Raw genomic sequence first — 18,366 nt, forward strand, 5'->3', positions numbered from 1 at the left:
TGCTATTTGAAATATAATCAGAAGTAATACACGTGATTATTAATTCAGTTAAATATTTAAACAGTTTTGAGGGATTAAACCTTAAAAAAGTAAAAATAGCGATCTGAAGGACATAATTATGAACAGTATTGGGAATATGTATATTTAATAATCTAACTTACTATGGAGGTACTCTTATGAAGAGTAATAAATTAATGGTTATCGCTGGATTGATCTTGGCATCAGCTGGCATTCAAGGGACTGAATCTTTTGTTGAAAAGATCAAAGGTTATGGTTCAACTGGTTGGAACTACAGCAAAGATACAGTTGTAGCTCATCCTTACTATACAGCTGGGTCTGTTTTGGGTCTTGGACTTTCTTACGCAGCATGGAAATTGTATTTCCAAAATAAAGATATTGCAAAAGCACAAGCGCTTTTGAAAAAGCTGACTAAAGAAAATGCTGAAGCATTTGCTCAGAATGAAGGCGTTCGTTGCCTGGCAACTGCAAATAGATTACAGTATATAGCACATGGCTACGATACATCAAAAGATATTTACAATGCACAACAAGAAGATTTAAAGAACACAGGTTACAATGTACACAGACTTCTTGCAAAAGCATATCGCAACAAAGGTAAAATCGCTTTAAGCCTAGCTACCCTTGCATTGACTGGTTATGGTCTTAACTATTACACAACTCCTGCAGCTACGACAGCTGCACAACAACCAGCACAACAACCAGCAGGACAACCAGCAGGACAATCAGCTAAGTAATTACAAAAAGCAGTCTTTCAAAGATTGAAATCAAGGAGCGGTTTAATGCCGCTCCTTTTTTATTTGGCCAAAAAATAGCCGACCAACTCACCATCATTGAGCTGCAGAAACATCTGTTGCCCTGTTTTCATGTCCTTCACCATCGCTTTTTGTTCAGCCTGTTCTTCAGGCCCCACAACCAACACATGCGAACAGCCTAATTTGTCAGCCCGCTTGAAACTGCTTTTCAATGAACCATCCAACAACAGCTCAACCGATAGACCAGCAGCAACCAGAGCTTGTGCTGCTTTCAAAATATCTGCTACCTGCTCATTTTCAAAGGCAATGCATCCGACAAGCAGCTTTTCATCTTTTTTATCAAATTGTGATTCTAACAGTAACATCAGTCGTTCAATACCAATTCCAGCACCAACGGCAGGCGCTGCATGTTTTGGACTTAATTGACCGATCAGATCATCATAACGTCCACCACCACAAAATGCGGTTTGCGCACCAAGGTTTTCAGAGCTAAACTCAAAACAGGTTTTGTTGTAATAATCAAGGCCGCGAACAAGCCGATGATTGATCTGAAATGTAACCGAAAGCTCGGTTAAAAGTCGTTGTAGCATAGTCCATTCGGCTTGACACACACCACAGAGTGAATCGACAAGTTTTGGTGCATCAACGTACCGTTTTTGGCAGGTCGGCGATTTGCAATCAAATATCCGTAACACATTTGCATCTTTTCGTACCAAACATGTCTGACATATATCAGCTGCATGCTGCGTCAAAAACTGTTGTAACACCTGTTTGAAACCGGTTCGATCTTGCATGCACCCCAAAAAGTTAATATCCAGGCGATAGTCAGACAACAAAAATCCTTTTTTGAAAAGCGTATCAAGCAGCGCAAGTAGCTGTGCGTCGTATCCGATCGACTGTGCACCGATCACCTCAATATTAAACTGATGAAACTGGCGATAGCGCCCTTTTTGTGGTCGTTCATACCGAAACACTGGGCCCCAACTGAACACTCGCCATGGCCTGACTTCAACCGAATGCTCAATGAACGCACGAACGACTGAAGCGGTCATCTCTGGCCGCAAACAGAGTTGCGATTCCGAATCATCGGTGCGTGACTCAAGCACAAACATCTCTTTGCCAACTGCGTCGGTATGCTGACCAAGTGATCGCCTGAAAAGCTCGGCCGATTCGATGATGGGTGTTGCAATTGATTTAAAATTTTGACGTTCAAGATGAGCTTGAACTGTTTGGACAACATATTCAAATAAACGCATGTCCAGAAAATCTTGCATTCCACGTACTCGGTTAATCATACTCAATCTTTCAAAAAATCTGTTTTTTATCTAGCATACCATGAATAAAGATCTATTATATACCCTTTTTATGCGTCTATTTTGGGACAGTTTGCTCAAACAGTTGACGAATTCAACTAAATAATGCTAATCAGTAACAGTAGGATTAAAATTGTTAACCACTTACCCCATTGAGGCAGGAGGGATTTAATGAAGAAACAGTATGTTCCATCACTTTTATTGCTGACAACCATGTTGCCAGTGCTTGCAGTGACCAACGAAAGCTCAGACACAGACGTGACGAGTCGTTCGTACTTGGCTGTACAACCACATTTTCACTCTTCAGCTCCGGAACTTGTTGCCGGATTCAGGGGTGACAGATCGTTAAAACGTGAAAACGGATGGCACGGTGCAATGCAGTTTACGCTGTTTGGCAGTCGCTCCACCCATCATGACAATTTAGCTCGCTATTTTTTCCCATTCGGCAAAACATCGTTAGTCGCTTCTGCTGATTATAAAGCATTCAAAGGATTAGACGCATCAGATACAGATTTGCTTGCAACAAACTTTAACGTATTTACTGTTGGTGATGAAGTTCCTAATACACTAGGTTTTAAATCACGTATTACTATTCAACCAAGACAAACGGTTATCGGCTTTGGTATGCATTATCGCCAAAGCTTGTGGCAAAATGAAGAAAAAGGCCGTGGGCTTTATCTTGATATCATCATGCCAATCACTCATGTAAAAAATGAGCTGCAATTGCAAGAAGTAATCTTAAATACCGAAAATGACAATACGCCAAATACCGCAAAAATAACCGGCGTTGGTGAAAGCCCAGTCGGATCGATGAAAGACGCGTTCAAACAAAAAGGCTTTAAATATGGCAAAATGGATGATTCTGCAGATGCGATGAAACGCACCGGCCTTGCCGACATGGAAGTGAAACTTGGCTACGAATGGTTGCAACAGGAGCCATGTCATCTTGAATCATATGTTGGACTTATTTTGCCAACCGGCAACGCACCAACAGGTGAATATCTTTTTGAAGCAGTTGTAGGAAGCGGAAAACATGTTGGTATTACGTTTGGCAGCAACTTTGGTACCCAGATCTGGAAATGCGAAACAAGCGAACGCTGCTTGCGTGTTGAGCATGCAAGCCATTCACAGTATCTGTTTTCAAAAGATCATATCCGTTCATTTGACTTGAAAAATCGTCCATGGAGCCGTTATCTTTCCATGTACGAATCTGAAGAGCAGGCTCAAACAGCAGCAACAGGAAACGATGCAGTACTTTTCACCCCTGGTATCAACCTTATGACTCGCCAGGTTGAAGTAACCCCTGGATTTTCACACAACATGAACACCGCGTTTGTGTTTGAATCAAAAGGCTTGTGTATTGAAGCTGGATACAACTTCTTTGCTCGTCGTGCAGAACACGTTGAACTTGACAAAGCATTGCCAGCAACTGCTGCTTTAAAACATGCATTGGGAGCAGGTCAAACCAATCCATTACGTGACATTTCAGGTACAGCACAGATAGAAACCGGTAGCAATGTTATTTCAAGCATAGGCTTATGGCCAGTACCAGTGCAAAACTACAGCCAAAGCGTAATTACAACAGATGATATCGATCTGGCATCCGCATCAACCCCATGCAACATTGCGCATACCATGTATGGCAATGTTGGCTATAACTGGGATGAAAAAGAATATCCGATGGGTGTTCAGATGGGTGGAAGCTATACATTTTCAAACAGCAATAATTCAGTTGTAGATCGCTGGGCTCTATGGGGCAAATTCAGCATCTCAATATAACAAAAATACTATACCAATAACACAAAAAGCTCTCAGATTTTCTGGGAGCTTTTTTATTTTGTTGATTTTTCTATATGAAATATTTTAGCCTTGTTAATAGAAAAGTATTCTACCAATAAAGAAAGGACCGCTCATATGAAGCTCCAAACAAAAGTACTAATGAGTATAGGCTTGTCACTCGGAGTAGCGACCACCTATACATTACGTGACGCAACTTATCAACAACTTGACGCACTAAAAAAAGAGATTGATGAAATAAGCGCCATCTCAAACGAACTCATTACAAAAGGGAAAAAAGCTGCAGATGCTGGCGAAGATCTTAGCAACGTGAAAGTTACACGGAAGGCTCCAAGCAAATTTGTTGGAGAATACAAGTTATCACCTGAAACGAATAAAAAGTTACAAGGCTTAATAGATGAAAGATTGATAGCATTAAGCAAGTTTCCTGAAAATCAAACAAGTTCAATCAAAAAAAATATAACAACAGAAAGTGAGGGACTTGAGGAATGGGCAATGTTAAAACCAAATACCAGTCTATATGAAATCAAAAAAGCAATGATATTAGCAGCTGATGATCATTTTGGTAGTTATAATAACGATTCCTACAACACTGATGCTTTCTTTGGTGTTGCTGAAACTCGAAATTTTCTAGAACAGTTAAAGGATAATTTTTCAAAAAACCCAGAGGTGTACAATCAAAATTTGCATAGACTTTCATCTGCAATGAAAATGCGCAAAGAAAAAGCTCAAGCTATAAAAGATCAAACAAATATTCTATATAACACTTTTGGCGTAGAGATAAAGGATACGATGCTTCCTACAGGAAAAAATTTAGAGGTACCATACACTGAGTTTATTAAATTTACTAAAGATGCTGAGATCTTACAAGATGGCACGGGAAAACGTGTTGTAGATAATGCTGACATAAAAAAACAGATAAGTGAATATCCAAAAGAGTTTGTAAAAAATGCCTTTGAAATATTAATCAAAGTTACGAAAGATATACAAAACACAGACTTTCCCGGTAAATATTTAGCCGAAAAACGATTACAAGCATGGAACAGCATACCTTTAGTGTCGTCCACAAGTACCCTGGCAGGTCATGTAAAAGATAAGGGCGACGGAAACGGTGAAGGTGACATAGATGTAAAAGGATCATTGGTCTATCTAAAAGAAAGCACTGACAAATGTCGAGATGGGAAAAAAGTAGGTGACATGTTTGTCAGTGAACTCAATTTGTTCAAATGTACTATAGAACGATTCATAGATATTGTAAATTTTATTATAACAAATAAGGGTATAGCTGAAGAAGTCCTCAAAGATAAACCTGGTATCGTGGCAATGGCAAACGATACATATAAAGTCCATTTAGAAAGAGCAATAAGCACACTTACAGATGAATATAAAAAGCTAAAAGATCAATACGGTAAATGGCACGCTCATATTGGCAACTGCAAAGAAGATTACAGGAAGCAAAACAGAGAAATATTGAACAACACAGTGAATACTTTCAATACTCTTCAAGATGAAGCAGTCAAACTTGAAGCTCTTGCTAACAAAGCAGAGACAGAGCTTAAAATAAAGAAAATTGATGTAAAAGATGCTATAACCAAGATGACCATACATGAACAAGCTGCCTAAAAATAATTAATGAGCAATAAATTGTAGAGGGGAGAAGCAGCAATCTCTCCTCTACAATTTAAAGGACCCAAAATGCGAATTGTAAAAAGTATTGTTTTTATCTTTTTCTTTTTTCATTTGGTCATCAAAACAGTGGGTGATGTTACCTATCAAGATGCAGTTGAAGCCGAAAAAGCCTTTCAACAGCTAACTTTTGACATAATCAACAACAAAGAAGTTGTGCCAGACGCTGAAAACAAATTAAAAGAATATCTCTCCATCATTACATCTTTTTTTGGTAGTTCGGATCAAACGAGTTTATCATCTGCAGTCAGTGATAAAAACAATCGAATTGTAGAAACATATAACTTGGCATTCGAACAGATCAAAAATCTTTTTTTCAAAAAACAAAAACAGGGTGCAACAGAAGAACCACCCACAAACACCACCGAGCAATCAAATACCACCGAGCAATCAAACACAACAGAAAGTCTCGTTTTGCCACAGCCAATCATGCCTCAACCAGTAACCCTGCCACCATCAAACCAACAAAGCATTGAAAAAGCAGCCGAAATAGTAACGGATGCGGCAAAACAGATAAAAAACTCATTGGTCAGTGGCGCACAAACGGTTGCTCAAACGATCAGCAAAAAAGCAGAAGAGGTCTGTGAACTCATTGAAAAGAGTGACCTTGCCCAGTTTGGCGCGTCGGTAAAACAGAAGGTCCAGGATGGCATTGTCGCATGTCAGACGGTCATTGCTCCCGCGGCACACATGCAAGACGGTAGTTCAAACCAACCAACACCCGTTGATAAGAAAACAAAGCTGGAAGAGATCGTTGACCAGATCAGCATCAAAGCAGATGCACTGAGCACAACGGCAAAAACAGAAGCTTGTGCCATGCTTGATGTGGCTGAAAAGAATTTCACCGAATTGAAGAATTTTGCCAATCCAAAGTTGGAACATGTAAAAGAGGTTTGCAAAACAGCTTTTAACAACATCAAACTCTCAACATTTGGCGAAGATAAACCTGAAACGAAGATTGTACAAAAACCGATCATCCCTGAACCTGTGATTGTACCCGTATCTGACGTTAAACAACCGAAATTTGCAGGGCCTACGGATGAGCAACTGGCGCAGGGGGTCCAAGAACTTAAAACTGAAGCAGAAAAACGATTAATAGAAACAAAACAGACCGTCGAGGCTGCACGCGCACAAAAAAAAGAAGAAAAAAAAAGGCTTGCTGACGAAAAAGCAATGAAAGAAAAAGAGGCAGAGGTCAAAAAAGAATCACCAAAGTATCCAGCTGTCGGAGGTTGGCTTTTTCATACAAAGACTGAAATGCCAAACGAAAAGGATGTTATAAAAGAAACTCCATTACAAGTCACTGTAATACCAAAACCTGTTGAATCAATAAATCCATTTTTAAACAAAGCAAACCTTGATAAAAAACCAATAATACTAAACAATATCAGTAATCCTTTTGGGCCAACGTCAACCAGTACAAATCCATTTGTAGAAACACAGCCAAAAAAAGAGCTCGAAAAGAAGGCTCCTGAAAAAGCCATAAAAAAAGATACTGATCCGGCAAAGAAACCGACTGAAAAAATCAAGGAGCCAAGTAAAACAAAAGCGGAAGAAATAAATAACGCGTATCTATCACTTATGACCAAATTCAGCATGTTTTCTGACGAACTTGAAAAATCTACTTCAATTTCACAAAAACAGGTTGAAACGTTCGCTGAACTTCATACACAGTTCAAGCAGATGTCTTTGTTAGAACAAAAACAAAAGGAATCTCTTGAGACGCTATTAAAAGAATCAATAAATCAATTAATAACCTTGTCAAAAAAGCAGATCGAAAGCTCCAGAGCAGTCATTGAAAACAAGGCGCTCAGACGCGCAAACTACGTCGCACGTTGGCTTGGGCTTTCTAATGATCTTGCATGTGCAGTACCGGAAAAAAAAGATGAACAATCGAGTTTTGGTAGATTTTTCGATACAATGGAACGCAGGTTAATGGAATGTGGTGATGGTAACGTTAAATATGCAAAAATAGGCGAACAGCACAAAGTTGTGTTTGACAAAGCTCTGACAAAAGAGATTGCCGAAGAGATTGATTTGATTGAAAAAAGCATTGATGAATCGTTTGTGCCCGTAGCAAAACTGTTTGACAATAGTTTTAAAGAGCTTATGTCAGAGCAGGACAAGCAAAGCATCAGAACGGCATGCACAAAACTTTTATCTATAAATAACAATGGGAAAGATATTAAAGCTAACATTAAGCCATCAGATAAAAGTCGAGCAGACTTTTTCACAGGTAATGGCATTTTGGTTGAACTCTTGAATCTGTGTAAACGGTATCAAGAAAAGTACAAAGACAAATGGAAAAATCTGACGTCAGACCAAACAGCAAGCAAGCAGGAATTTGATGCTGCGATTAAAAAATTAAACACGGCCCTTCAAAAAGCAAGCCCACTCAGCAATAATGCGGAGCTCATTAAAGAGCTGTGCGAATCAAACCGTTGAATTTATTTTTTTGACTATGGTACAGTCGATACCAGAAACTTTTATACTGGTTGACGAATGAACCATAGTTTTTTTTATGCACTTTGCTTGTTTTCATATTACTCTTTTTTTGCGCAAGATTACGTAAAAGAGCTGACTGATCTTTCACACCAGATTGATGCAATACAAAAACAGCTCGGGACAACCAATCCGTCCGTTGAACAGCTGAAAACAGAGGCAAAATTTTTGCAACCAAAATTAGATACGTTAGCAACTGCACCATCAGGCAATCCATTTTTTAAAGCCTTTCACGAAGATGTTAACAAAAAACTGCAGGAAGTTTTATACCAGATTAACATGAAATGCATTGAAAAACAGGTAACGCGCAACCATTTTGAAGAGCAATCAAAGCTTGCATTATTGTGTATGAAAAAACATAGCCATTTTCAGTTTAACCGAAACACAAATGATCCGCAGATAAATACAATGGTTTCCACACAGCTCAATCAGTTCAAGATAGCCATTCAAAGTTACCTCAAACAGATTCCACAATTTGCTGTGCAGATAAAAAATATCGCCTCTGTGATCAATTCGACAGATATAAAAACTGCGCCACAAGCTGTGCCCGAAATAACAAAACAGCCAGAAATTAATTCTTTTGAAATGTTAAAAAATAAGGCCCAATCAGCTATTGAATCGGTAAGTTCAACGTTCGATTCATTAACTTTACAAGTAAAAAATGCACTTGAATCTGCAAAAAAGAATATTCCGATGATTGAACAGGTAGCTCCAAAAAAACCTGAGATTGGCTATGTGCCTACGCAACAGAAGACTGCTGAAAAAAATATAATACAAAGAACACCAGCACTCAGCTTGATTACCAACGTGATGCAAAGAATCCACAAAAGCTTGACTTTGCTTGCCAAATATCAGGAACAGCTGGCATTGTTTGAATTTTTGACTATCAACTCATTTCTTTCCGACCATACGGTTGCATTTTATAAAGGGATGTTTGGATACCTTGAAAACCAGTTAATTACTGCTTCCAAAACTATTGTAAAAACCTATGAAGCTTTAACAGATGCGAATGAGCAGTTTTTATATTATTACCTGGCTGTCAACCCGGTACTTTTACAGTTTCATCTGATTCAATACAGCATTAATCAAAGCTATACTCAAGTACCCCATGATCAATATGAGATTAAAAAGCTCTGGCATAACTGTAAACAACCGGAACTGAGTACCATTTTTAAGAGTCAACAAACTAGAACAGAAGTGATTCAGCTGTTGGATCGTAAAATTACACAGGCAAACACAAACAGCATTGAAGATATCATGATTCTTTACTCGTTGTGCAACATGATTAAATCAGTAGAAAAAAACAGTACAACTATGGAAAGCATTGAACAAAAACTTAATCAAAAGATCGAAAATGTTTTGCGCAATCATTATCTCATCTTACAAGTCGTTCCCACAAGAATGAAAAATCATATCGAATGTAATGCAACGTTAGAACCGATTGCTCATCTGTTGTTAAAAACCTTTTATCAAACGGCACCGCTGCTGGCATTTTTAAAACATGAAATAGAAGTAAATGAACAAAACGCAGAGGAAGGTATAGCTGATGAAAGGCTTAAAAAAATTAACAAAATTGTAGTCAAACAAAAACAAGACCTTTTGTCGGCGATTGATCGTGAAGAAAAAATAATGGATACTCGCAATAAACAGAAACTACCGGATAGTTTTATTGCATTTCAGATCACGCGAATAAAAGAGCTCGTAGTCCATTATATGAAACTATCAAGAAAATTGTTTGAAAGGATATAAACCACCTATTTTAAAAAGGGAGATAGTATGAAATACTTATCACTGTTTATTGTTATGTCACAGTTTTTACATGGACATACGATAGTTTTAAATGACACAGAACTGTCCATAAAAATCGTCAATACTGAAGGAACAACTATTCAAGAACTCCTTCCGCATAATGAAATTAGAATAGAAAGCCAACAAGAAAATACAACCATGCTTTTTTTGTATAAAGCTGAAGCCACTGAAAACAGTACACCACTTGCAATCATTACCATACCGCAAACAACAGATTCTGAAGAAACTGAACAAAGATTGCTACTATCAGAAATTTTATCAGATGCGATAGCATTTAAAAAAGTTTACAAAACTGAAAACAAACTGTCTTTGCAACAGGCAGCGGTACTTGCGGCTATGAAACAGAAACAGAGCCCTGTTTGTACGAGTTGTGCTGCACGAAAAGCGCAAAAAAGAGGTAAATCGATTGTTCTGACCAAACAATAAACTCCTTTTATTTGCTTTTTTTTGACAGCATTTTATAATCAGATAGAATGATCAGATTTATTAATGTTTACGTGGAGCAAAGTCGGTGATAGCTACTTCAGATTTTCGAAAAGGCGCCAAACTTCTCTTGCGAGGAGAACCTTATATTATTGTTGATTTTCAACATGTAAAACCGGGCAAGGGTGGGGCATTTATTCGGACTAAGATGAAAAACATGATTACGAATCTTACCAAGGAGGAAACCTTCCGGTCAGGTGAAAAATTCGAAATTCCAGATTTAGAATATAAAAATATGCAATACCTCTACGAGCAAGATGGACTGTACTGTTTTATGGATCAAGACTCTTATGATCAGGTAAACTTTGATAAAAAACAGATCGAAGATGCTCTTGACTATCTTTGTGAACAGGTCGTGTATTCTATCTTATATTTTGAAGGTAAACCGATTTCTGTGCAACCGCCAATGCATATGGAGCTTGAAGTCAAACAGACGCCGCCAGGAGTAAAAGGAGATACAGCGCAAGGCGCAGGCACAAAACCGGCAACGTTAAGCACAGGACTTGTTGTCCAGGTACCACTTTTTGTTAATGAAGGGGATTTTATTAAAGTGGATACGCGCGAAGGCATTTATATTGAACGAGTGAAGAAGTAAAAAAGAACAGCGGGTCGAAATTATAGTATAGTTTCGACTCTTCATTATTAAAAGTGTTGATATGTATAACGACAACGATCCTAGCGATCTTTTACATTCCTACGATGACCTGTCAAAAAGAGAACTGCGTTCCTTTGTTCTTCATCTTTTATATGCATTAGAATCACTTGATTATCAGGACTCATTAATGAGTGTTATTGATAATTTTAATCGTGGTTTTGAAATGAATATCCCCATGAACAGTACGCTTGTTAAAACCGTTGAATCTATTGCAATGCAAAAAGAGACCCTTGATGAATCTTACAAAGAGTACCTTGCGCATTGGAAAATGGAACGGTTAAGCGTGATGGTGCGCCTCATACTACGCTATGCAATATGGGAAATACAACAAAAGGAGCTTGATCCCAAAATTATTATCAATGAAGCAATCGAACTTGCAAAACAGTTTGCAGAAAAAGATGCGTACCGCTTTGTAAATGGCATATTGGACCAGTTTGTAAAAACTAAAAAAGCGCTTATTTCTCAGTAACCAAAATGCGTGGGTCTTTCGACCAGTCAAAAGAAACCTCAAGCTCTTTGGTGGTCTCTGCTATCTTAACCACTCTTTTGTCACTACTTGCATATGAATAGGGAAATTTCGCTTCGTACGACAATAAACACTCATTATTTTTCAGACAGAGCTCAATGGAGCTGGTAAGTGGCACCGTAAGATCATCTGCTTTTAATGTGAATTCGGGGATGTATGTTGCTGCACCATACTTGTACGAGGTCATCTCTTTGCTAATATTTGTTTTGAGGGTCACGGTCCGTGTTTTTGACTCAGTTTCAAGTTTGGCAGCCTGTTTCTTCTCACCATTTTGCCCGAGGGTCGATACTTTTACCTGTTGCTCCTCTTTTTTTTCCAAAGCTTCTACCGGCCCACAAACTACTTGCGGCTGCACCAGTATAGTGTCAGGTATTACTGGTACCGCTACTGCTTGTAAAAAATATATCAAAATAAACATTATTCCCCTCCCTTTTGTAACGTTCTATTCTACCTCTTTGGTTGTACACTTTACCTTATAAATCAGCAGAGAAAGGGCTGCAGGGGTCATTCCCGGAATAAGCTCTGCTTGTGCAATGGTTGCTGGTCTATATTTTTTCAATTTTTGTTGTAATTCAGTTGAAAGACCGGGAAGGTTGTCAAAGCTGATAGAGTCAGGAATTAACAACGCTTTTAACTGATTTGTTTTTTTGACCTCTGCAGCTTCACGTTCAAGATAAGGTGCATAGAAAAGCTCTGCATGAATGAGTGAAAGTGCACGATCTGAAAACTGTGTGCTATTTTCAAACGTTCGCGCATTTTGTATATCAAACTCCTGCTTTCCAAAAAGATTTAATAAAGGTACATCTTTTGTTTTACCTTTTTTGATTAGCTCAACAGTTTCTGCAACAATACTATTTTCATTTTTAATCGTACTGTACAGCTGGTTGCTAATCAATCCCAGATCATGTGCTTTGTCTGAAAGTCTCACAAACACATTGTCCTGCCGCAATAAAAGTCTTCGTTCAGCACGTGATGTAAACATGCGATATGGCTCATCAACACCCATCGAAGTCAAATCATCAATCATCACACCAATATAACTTTCGGTCCGATCAAGCATAAAAGGCGGTAATCCCTGAGCTTTCAGATGCGCATTGATTCCTGCAATAATTCCTTGACCTGCAGCCTCCTCATATCCGGTCGTTCCATTGATCTGACCAGCCAAAAACAGTCCACTCACAATCTTGGTTTCCAACGTCTGTTTTAACTGGTGTGGGAATACAAAATCATATTCAACTGCATAACCAGGTTTTGTAATGACCGCCTCTTCAAAACCAGCAATGCTTCTGATGTACTCTTTTTGAACTTCGTAGGGCAAGGAGGTTGAAAGTCCATTTGGATAGATCTCTTCCACACTTTCACTTTCTGGCTCAACAAAAACGTGATGGGACGTTTTGTCAGGGAATCTGCCGATTTTATCTTCAATTGAAGGGCAATAGCGCGGCCCAATTCCTTTGATATTTCCACTGTACATTGCAGACTTGTGCAGATTCTGTTTTATGATTTGATGGGTCTTTTCATTGGTGTATGTTATAAAACAGTCCTGCTTGCCAGTCACTTTTTGTGGATAAAACTCAAAAAGGTATCCAAGATCAGGATCTGACTCCTGCCGTTCCATCTTTTCAAAATCTAAAGACGATTTTAAAAGTCGTGGTGGTGTTCCCGTTTTTAACCTACCCATTTCAAGTGCAAGTGAACGCAAACAGGGTGTGAGACTTTTTGCAGCTAACTCTTCGCGCCTCCCTGCTTCGTAGCGAAAATCACCGATGTGAATCAGTCCATTCAAAAAAGTCCCAGTTGAAATCACCACCGTTGGTGCAGAAAAATAGGCACCGTCTTCAGTCACAAGTCCTATCACCTGTTTTTTTTCATCAACGACCACACGCGCAGCCATCCCATCAATAATTGACAGGTTTTCTGTTACCTTTAACACCTGTTGGCTTAAGCTGCTATATGCATATTTGTCAATCTGTAGGCGAAGACCTTGAACTGCAGGTCCTTTCTTTGTGTTGAGCATACGCGCCTGAAGATAGGTCTGTGAACACAGTTTTGGCATCAGACCACCAAGCGCAGAAATTTCATACACAATATGACCTTTGCCGACACCGCCTACTGCCGGATTACAAGGCATGGTTCCTATTTTTTTTGAATTGATGGTCAAAAGCAAAGTACGGGATCCCATCTTGCTTGAAGCATATGCGGCTTCAATGCCAGCATGGCCACCTCCAACGACGATGACATCAAAATCGAAAGATCTTATTTTATTACTCATTGTCAAAACTACAAATTTAAAAGGCCTATTTTCATGATAGATGATTATGTCAAAAGATTCAAATTTAAAACCATAGCTTGCAATCAAAAAACTTTGAAGCCAAACTTTTTAAATTGGCTATACTTAGGAAAAACTGTTTCCAGGTTCTAAGACCAGTATGAACGAAAAGACAAAGAAAATAGTTGATTCTATTGCTCGCACGCCCGGTGTTTATTTTTTCAAGAATAAAGATGGCATTATTTTGTATATTGGCAAAGCAAAAAATCTTAATGACCGAGTAAAATCATACTTTGCACAACAACCACACGACTGGAAATTGGCAGGCTTGTTGTCTGAATTTGAAACGATCGAGACCGTCAAAACGCATAACGAAATAGAGGCCTTACTTCTTGAAGCAGAGCTTATTAAAATACATAAACCGAAATATAATACCCTCTTGAAAGAGGGAAATCCTTTTGTGTATATTCTAAAAACCGATGAACCAGTCGCTGATTTACAGATTGTCAGAACAAAAAAACAGAAAGGTCTTTATTTCGGTCCATTTTTGCAAAAAAAGGAGGCTCGAAGCGTTGTTGCGTTTTTGAAAGATAGTTTTACTCTTAATAGATGCAACAAGAAGATTGAAAACGGATGTCTTGATTATCATCTGGGTCGATGCGCTGGAACATGTAAAAGAGATTTTGATACAGAAGGTTATAACATCAGAATGGAGCTTGCAGTCAACGTGTTGAAAAACGATAAAAATGCATTTATCGACACTCTCAAAACACACATCAAACAGTACAGTGTCGATCTTGCATTTGAAAAGGCACGAAATTTACAAAAATACCTTGAAGGGCTTGAAGTTATTTTTAATACCATCAAAACAAAATTTTCTGTTGAAAAATACGAATCAGAGCTTATACGGATCTTATATCCGCAGGAGCTTGGCGAAGGATCTACGCAGATTAACTTGCAACTGCAAACTTTTTTAAAAACTGAAAAACCGATTCGAACAATCGACTGCTTTGACATATCGCATATGCAAGGACAAGACATTGTCGGTTCATGTGTCAGATTCACCGATGGCAGGCCCGACAAAAATAAGTTCCGTAAATTTAGACTCAAAACAGTCACCCAGCAGAATGATTATGCAGCATTGCAAGAGATTGTCATACGCCGATACAAAGATAAAACAGAGATTCCAGATCTTGTTGTTATTGACGGAGGCAAAGGCCAGCTTTCAGCCGTAAAACAGATTTTGCCCGATGCTTTGATTATCAGTTTAGCAAAACGGGAAGAACGCATCTTTGGGTCCTGGGATCCGGATGGTATCAGATTAGATCTGCATGATCCGGTAGGAAAACTGTTGATCGCACTCAGAGATTACACCCACCACTTTGCAATATCATTCCACCGATTGCGCAGGAAAAATAGCATCAAAGAATAAATCATTGCATTTTGAATTACTGGCTCACTATATTCAACATAGTATTGTCTGTTTTGAAAAAGGCCTGTATTAATGGTAAAAAATATTTTTTCATGGTTATGATTGCAAGCAGTACTTGCAACTTTTTACATGCAGATGAAATAATAACTCTTGCAACCAAACACAATGCTGATACTGTTCAAAAACAGTTTTTAAAAGAAGCAGAGGGTATCAAAAAAATTGAAAAAGTAGAAAGATCTCAAACAATCGATAATGAACTAAAAACTATACATTCGTTTTTTATCTTGACTAACGCAGGCACGCTGTTTGAAGTTAGCCCGAACGGCCAAATTAATTGGACAATGGATAATCTCTCATACTTTACATTCAAAAATAGAACCTTAAAAAACATTGCAGATGCATTATCTATAAAAAGCACTGAAGATGCATTATCTATTAAAAATGAAACTATTATTTCTTCTGGTTATATGCTGGCAATCGACAACAAAAATCATCTGCTTGTACCACGTCTTACTATCAAAAATAGTGCCTACACTAAAGATCTAATCAAAATCGAAAAAATCTGTAATACACCGATTCACTTGCTTGACAGTCTTGAGTTTGAACATAATACCTTTGCAATTATTGGCAGCACCTGGCCAAATATTCATCTGGTTCATGTGCCAATAAACTTAAATTCACTCATAATAACGGGTAAACCTTATAAGCAAACAGGCGATAATTCCGCAAATTACAGCCGCATTACATTTTTAAAAAATGCATATCTTTTAGCTGTCGGCAATGAGCAAGAAAAGGATCCCTATATTATTTATGGGCAGATTGAAAAAGAACCATCGCAACTGAGAAAAGTAAAAACTGATTATTGTGCGGTTATTATTAAAAAAATGGCGTTTAAAGAAAGTATTACCAAGCAAAACATTATATACCCTATGCCATTCAAAGCAGAATATTTTAAAATTGATGATGAACTTGTAGAAAAAAAAGCTTATACCTCCGAACAATTTACTACTCAAAAAGAACTCTGTAGATTCCACAACATTCCCGTCGACGGATCGCACGTTCCATTTTTAATCGATTATAAAAGTGACAAAGACTGGGCGATTCTTGCTCATACAAAAAATGGCTGCCAACTTATTACCAACTCGAAAAAATCAGCGCATGCTATCATAACATTTGCCAAAAAAATTAATTTTGAAGATATTTTTGCAATCGAAAAAAGTGAAGAACAGACAAACTTTTATTCCAAAAAAGGTCGTTTTTACCTCACACAAAATGAGACCACTGCTCAGTTCGCAAACGACAGTGATAATAAAACAAGTATTGTTGCAGCAGCGGGAGCCTCTATTGACGACGAAAATGTTTATGTTATAGAAAACACATATGAAAAACATACATTTTTCGGCTCACTATTGAATAAAATATATGGCCCTACAGAATCAACTTTGAAAGTAATTAAAAGAACAGATGTCGACAACAAACAGAAGGGAAAAGGTAAGGATGCAAAAAAATCGAACATGCTAGTAAGCCTTGATTCTCCTGAAAAAATACCGACAATTACACAAAAAAATGTCAAAACGGTTGATGATTTTACAAAAATCCTTGAAAAAGAGGTAGATAAAAATTCAGTTGAAAAACTTGTCGAGGCAACTGATCAACTGCTTACGCTTCCAGAGAAAATCGAGCAACCAGCAGATGAATTTCAACCTGCAGTTGACCCAAAATTACTTTTTAACATGAATAAAAATAATCAGATCAGAACATTACTTGCAAAAAATAAAAATTCTGATGTTATCAAACAGGATATCGCTTCGTTTGCACAGACTGCAATTTTGTTTGCTCCAGCAAAGCTAAAAAAACTGGCTTCTGATTTTCTTGCACTAAAAAAAGACTATGGAACTGAGATTGAAAAAAGATATTACCAAGCATTCAAAAATGAACTTGATTTTTTAAAAGCACTTGTGAAAAAAAGATACTGGTATTTTAAACAGGTAGAGCTTGAATCTCTTTTTACATTGAATACAAACAAAGTCTTTAAATTATTACATAAAAGTACAGGTTATCAACTAAGTGGTATAGGACAAAATTTCAATGTAGATAATATCGAAAATACACTTACTCCAGATGAAATGAAAATTGTATCTTTGATAAGTAGTTTCAGTCAAACTCATTTTATCAACGATGGAAATTATTGCACAAAAAAAACAGATGAGTTGGCATCTGAACATATTTTTAAAGGATGGGTTGCCTCACAAGCGGGAGCACATTTCAATATCATCAATTTTTGTGAATGGCAAGACATTATTATTACTGTTGACCAAAACACTCAAGAAAATGGTTATGGCAACACAAGAGACGGAAATAATATAAATACAAAAATACGAAAATTATGGGAAACATTTTACAATGAAAAAAAAGCATTACCGTCATATCAAGAAATAAGAAAAAGGAAAAACAAAAATCCACGCTATGTAAAATTAATGCACCAAGAAAAACTGGTAGGCTATTTTGACCAGATACTCTATAAAAAACGCATGCAGCTGATTTTGCAACCATTTTTGAAGGTCGTTGAAACAATTGGTAAAAAAGAAAACAAATCTATTGTGCTTTACAGCACCAATCTCAATGCGTATGAACACAGATATCCAGACTTTATGTGCGAATATGAAAATAAAACCAACCAGCCATTGGAAACCATATGTTTTGAGCTTCAAAAAGAGATTTATCGCAAATACTTGCAAACCCATGAAAATACCTCGATCAAAGCTATCTATTTTGCAGAGCGTAAGTGTAAAAAAGATGGCCAACAACCAAGCCAAAAGACAAACGAGTTAGAAACAATCAGCAACACGACTATTTACAAAACAAATGTACCTCCGGCAGCAAAACTGTTTGATCAAGAAGATACAATCGTGATATCAAATGTTCCATCAGAAGGATTTGTCCAGGTTGGAAATGATTTTTGGATGGGGCAAGAACATGAATTTTCAATGTCAGCGCAACGTGCAGATCACTCGTTCATCACGACCTATCAAAATCCGTATATTAACCAACAGCTGCTTGAAAATATGGTCTTTGTTGACACTGAAGAATGAAAGTAAAACAATGGAAAGGACTTGCAATG

The 18,366-nt window shown here is 37.7% G+C and carries 13 protein-coding genes; 10 read left to right on the forward strand and 3 right to left on the reverse strand.

Going from position 1 to position 18,366, the window contains the following annotated elements; translation table 11 throughout:
* The first annotated feature begins 176 nt into the window (after window positions 1-176).
* Window positions 177-755 carry a hypothetical protein gene (locus IPG37_05060; protein QQR53789.1) on the forward strand — a complete coding sequence of 193 codons (579 nt, stop codon included), beginning with the start codon at window positions 177-179 and terminating at the stop codon, window positions 753-755.
* A 59-nt stretch (window positions 756-814) separates the two neighbouring features.
* Here IPG37_05060 and IPG37_05065 read toward each other — a convergent pair whose 3' ends face one another.
* Complete coding sequence (locus tag IPG37_05065) at window positions 815-2,068, reverse strand: histidine--tRNA ligase (GenBank protein QQR53790.1); 1,254 nt, start codon at window positions 2,066-2,068, stop codon at window positions 815-817.
* A gap of 189 nt (window positions 2,069-2,257) precedes the next feature.
* On the opposite strand from IPG37_05065, the gene IPG37_05070 reads away from it, so the two are divergent.
* The 7 genes from IPG37_05070 to nusB all read left to right on the forward strand — a co-directional run bounded on the left by IPG37_05070 (window position 2,258) and on the right by nusB (window position 11,487).
* Complete coding sequence (locus tag IPG37_05070) at window positions 2,258-3,865, forward strand: hypothetical protein (GenBank protein QQR53791.1); 1,608 nt, start codon at window positions 2,258-2,260, stop codon at window positions 3,863-3,865.
* A 135-nt stretch (window positions 3,866-4,000) separates the two neighbouring features.
* Entirely contained in the window at window positions 4,001-5,506 is a 1,506-nt protein-coding gene (locus IPG37_05075) for a hypothetical protein (GenBank protein ID QQR53792.1), read from the forward strand.
* Window positions 5,507-5,578: 72 nt separating this feature from the next.
* A complete protein-coding gene (locus tag IPG37_05080) occupies window positions 5,579-8,014 on the forward strand; it encodes a hypothetical protein (protein ID QQR53793.1) in 2,436 nt (811 codons plus the stop codon).
* A 57-nt stretch (window positions 8,015-8,071) separates the two neighbouring features.
* Window positions 8,072-9,820 carry a hypothetical protein gene (locus IPG37_05085; protein ID QQR53794.1) on the forward strand — a complete coding sequence of 583 codons (1,749 nt, stop codon included), beginning with the start codon at window positions 8,072-8,074 and terminating at the stop codon, window positions 9,818-9,820.
* Window positions 9,821-9,847: 27 nt separating this feature from the next.
* Window positions 9,848-10,306 (forward strand): hypothetical protein, encoded by a 459-nt coding sequence (locus IPG37_05090; protein QQR53795.1) that lies wholly within the window; start codon window positions 9,848-9,850, stop codon window positions 10,304-10,306.
* Between the two features lie 85 nt (window positions 10,307-10,391).
* Window positions 10,392-10,958 (forward strand): elongation factor P, encoded by a 567-nt coding sequence (efp, locus tag IPG37_05095; protein ID QQR53796.1) that lies wholly within the window; start codon window positions 10,392-10,394, stop codon window positions 10,956-10,958.
* A 61-nt stretch (window positions 10,959-11,019) separates the two neighbouring features.
* Window positions 11,020-11,487: a transcription antitermination factor NusB gene (gene nusB / locus IPG37_05100; protein ID QQR53797.1), complete on the forward strand. Its 468-nt coding sequence runs from the start codon at window positions 11,020-11,022 to the stop codon at window positions 11,485-11,487.
* Here nusB and IPG37_05105 read toward each other — a convergent pair.
* Both IPG37_05105 and mnmG read right to left on the reverse strand, forming a co-directional pair.
* Window positions 11,474-11,962, reverse strand: coding sequence for a hypothetical protein (locus tag IPG37_05105; GenBank protein QQR53798.1), 489 nt, complete (start codon window positions 11,960-11,962; stop codon window positions 11,474-11,476). The genes nusB and IPG37_05105 overlap by 14 nt on opposite strands.
* A 24-nt stretch (window positions 11,963-11,986) precedes the next feature.
* Window positions 11,987-13,816 carry a tRNA uridine-5-carboxymethylaminomethyl(34) synthesis enzyme MnmG gene (mnmG, locus tag IPG37_05110; GenBank protein QQR53799.1) on the reverse strand — a complete coding sequence of 610 codons (1,830 nt, stop codon included), beginning with the start codon at window positions 13,814-13,816 and terminating at the stop codon, window positions 11,987-11,989.
* 157 nt (window positions 13,817-13,973) lie between these two features.
* Here mnmG and IPG37_05115 point away from each other — a divergent pair, with 157 nt between their 5' ends.
* Together IPG37_05115 and IPG37_05120 are read left to right on the forward strand one after the other, a co-directional pair.
* Window positions 13,974-15,245, forward strand: coding sequence for a GIY-YIG nuclease family protein (locus IPG37_05115; GenBank protein QQR53800.1), 1,272 nt, complete (start codon window positions 13,974-13,976; stop codon window positions 15,243-15,245).
* Between the two features lie 92 nt (window positions 15,246-15,337).
* The gene (locus tag IPG37_05120; GenBank protein QQR53801.1) at window positions 15,338-18,337 is read left to right on the forward strand and encodes a DUF4804 domain-containing protein; all 3,000 of its coding nucleotides are present in this window, start codon (window positions 15,338-15,340) and stop codon (window positions 18,335-18,337) included.
* The last annotated feature ends 29 nt before the right edge of the window (window positions 18,338-18,366 follow it).

The organism is bacterium, from assembly GCA_016699125.1.
Classification (GTDB): Bacteria; Babelota; Babeliae; order Babelales; family Vermiphilaceae; genus AWTP1-30.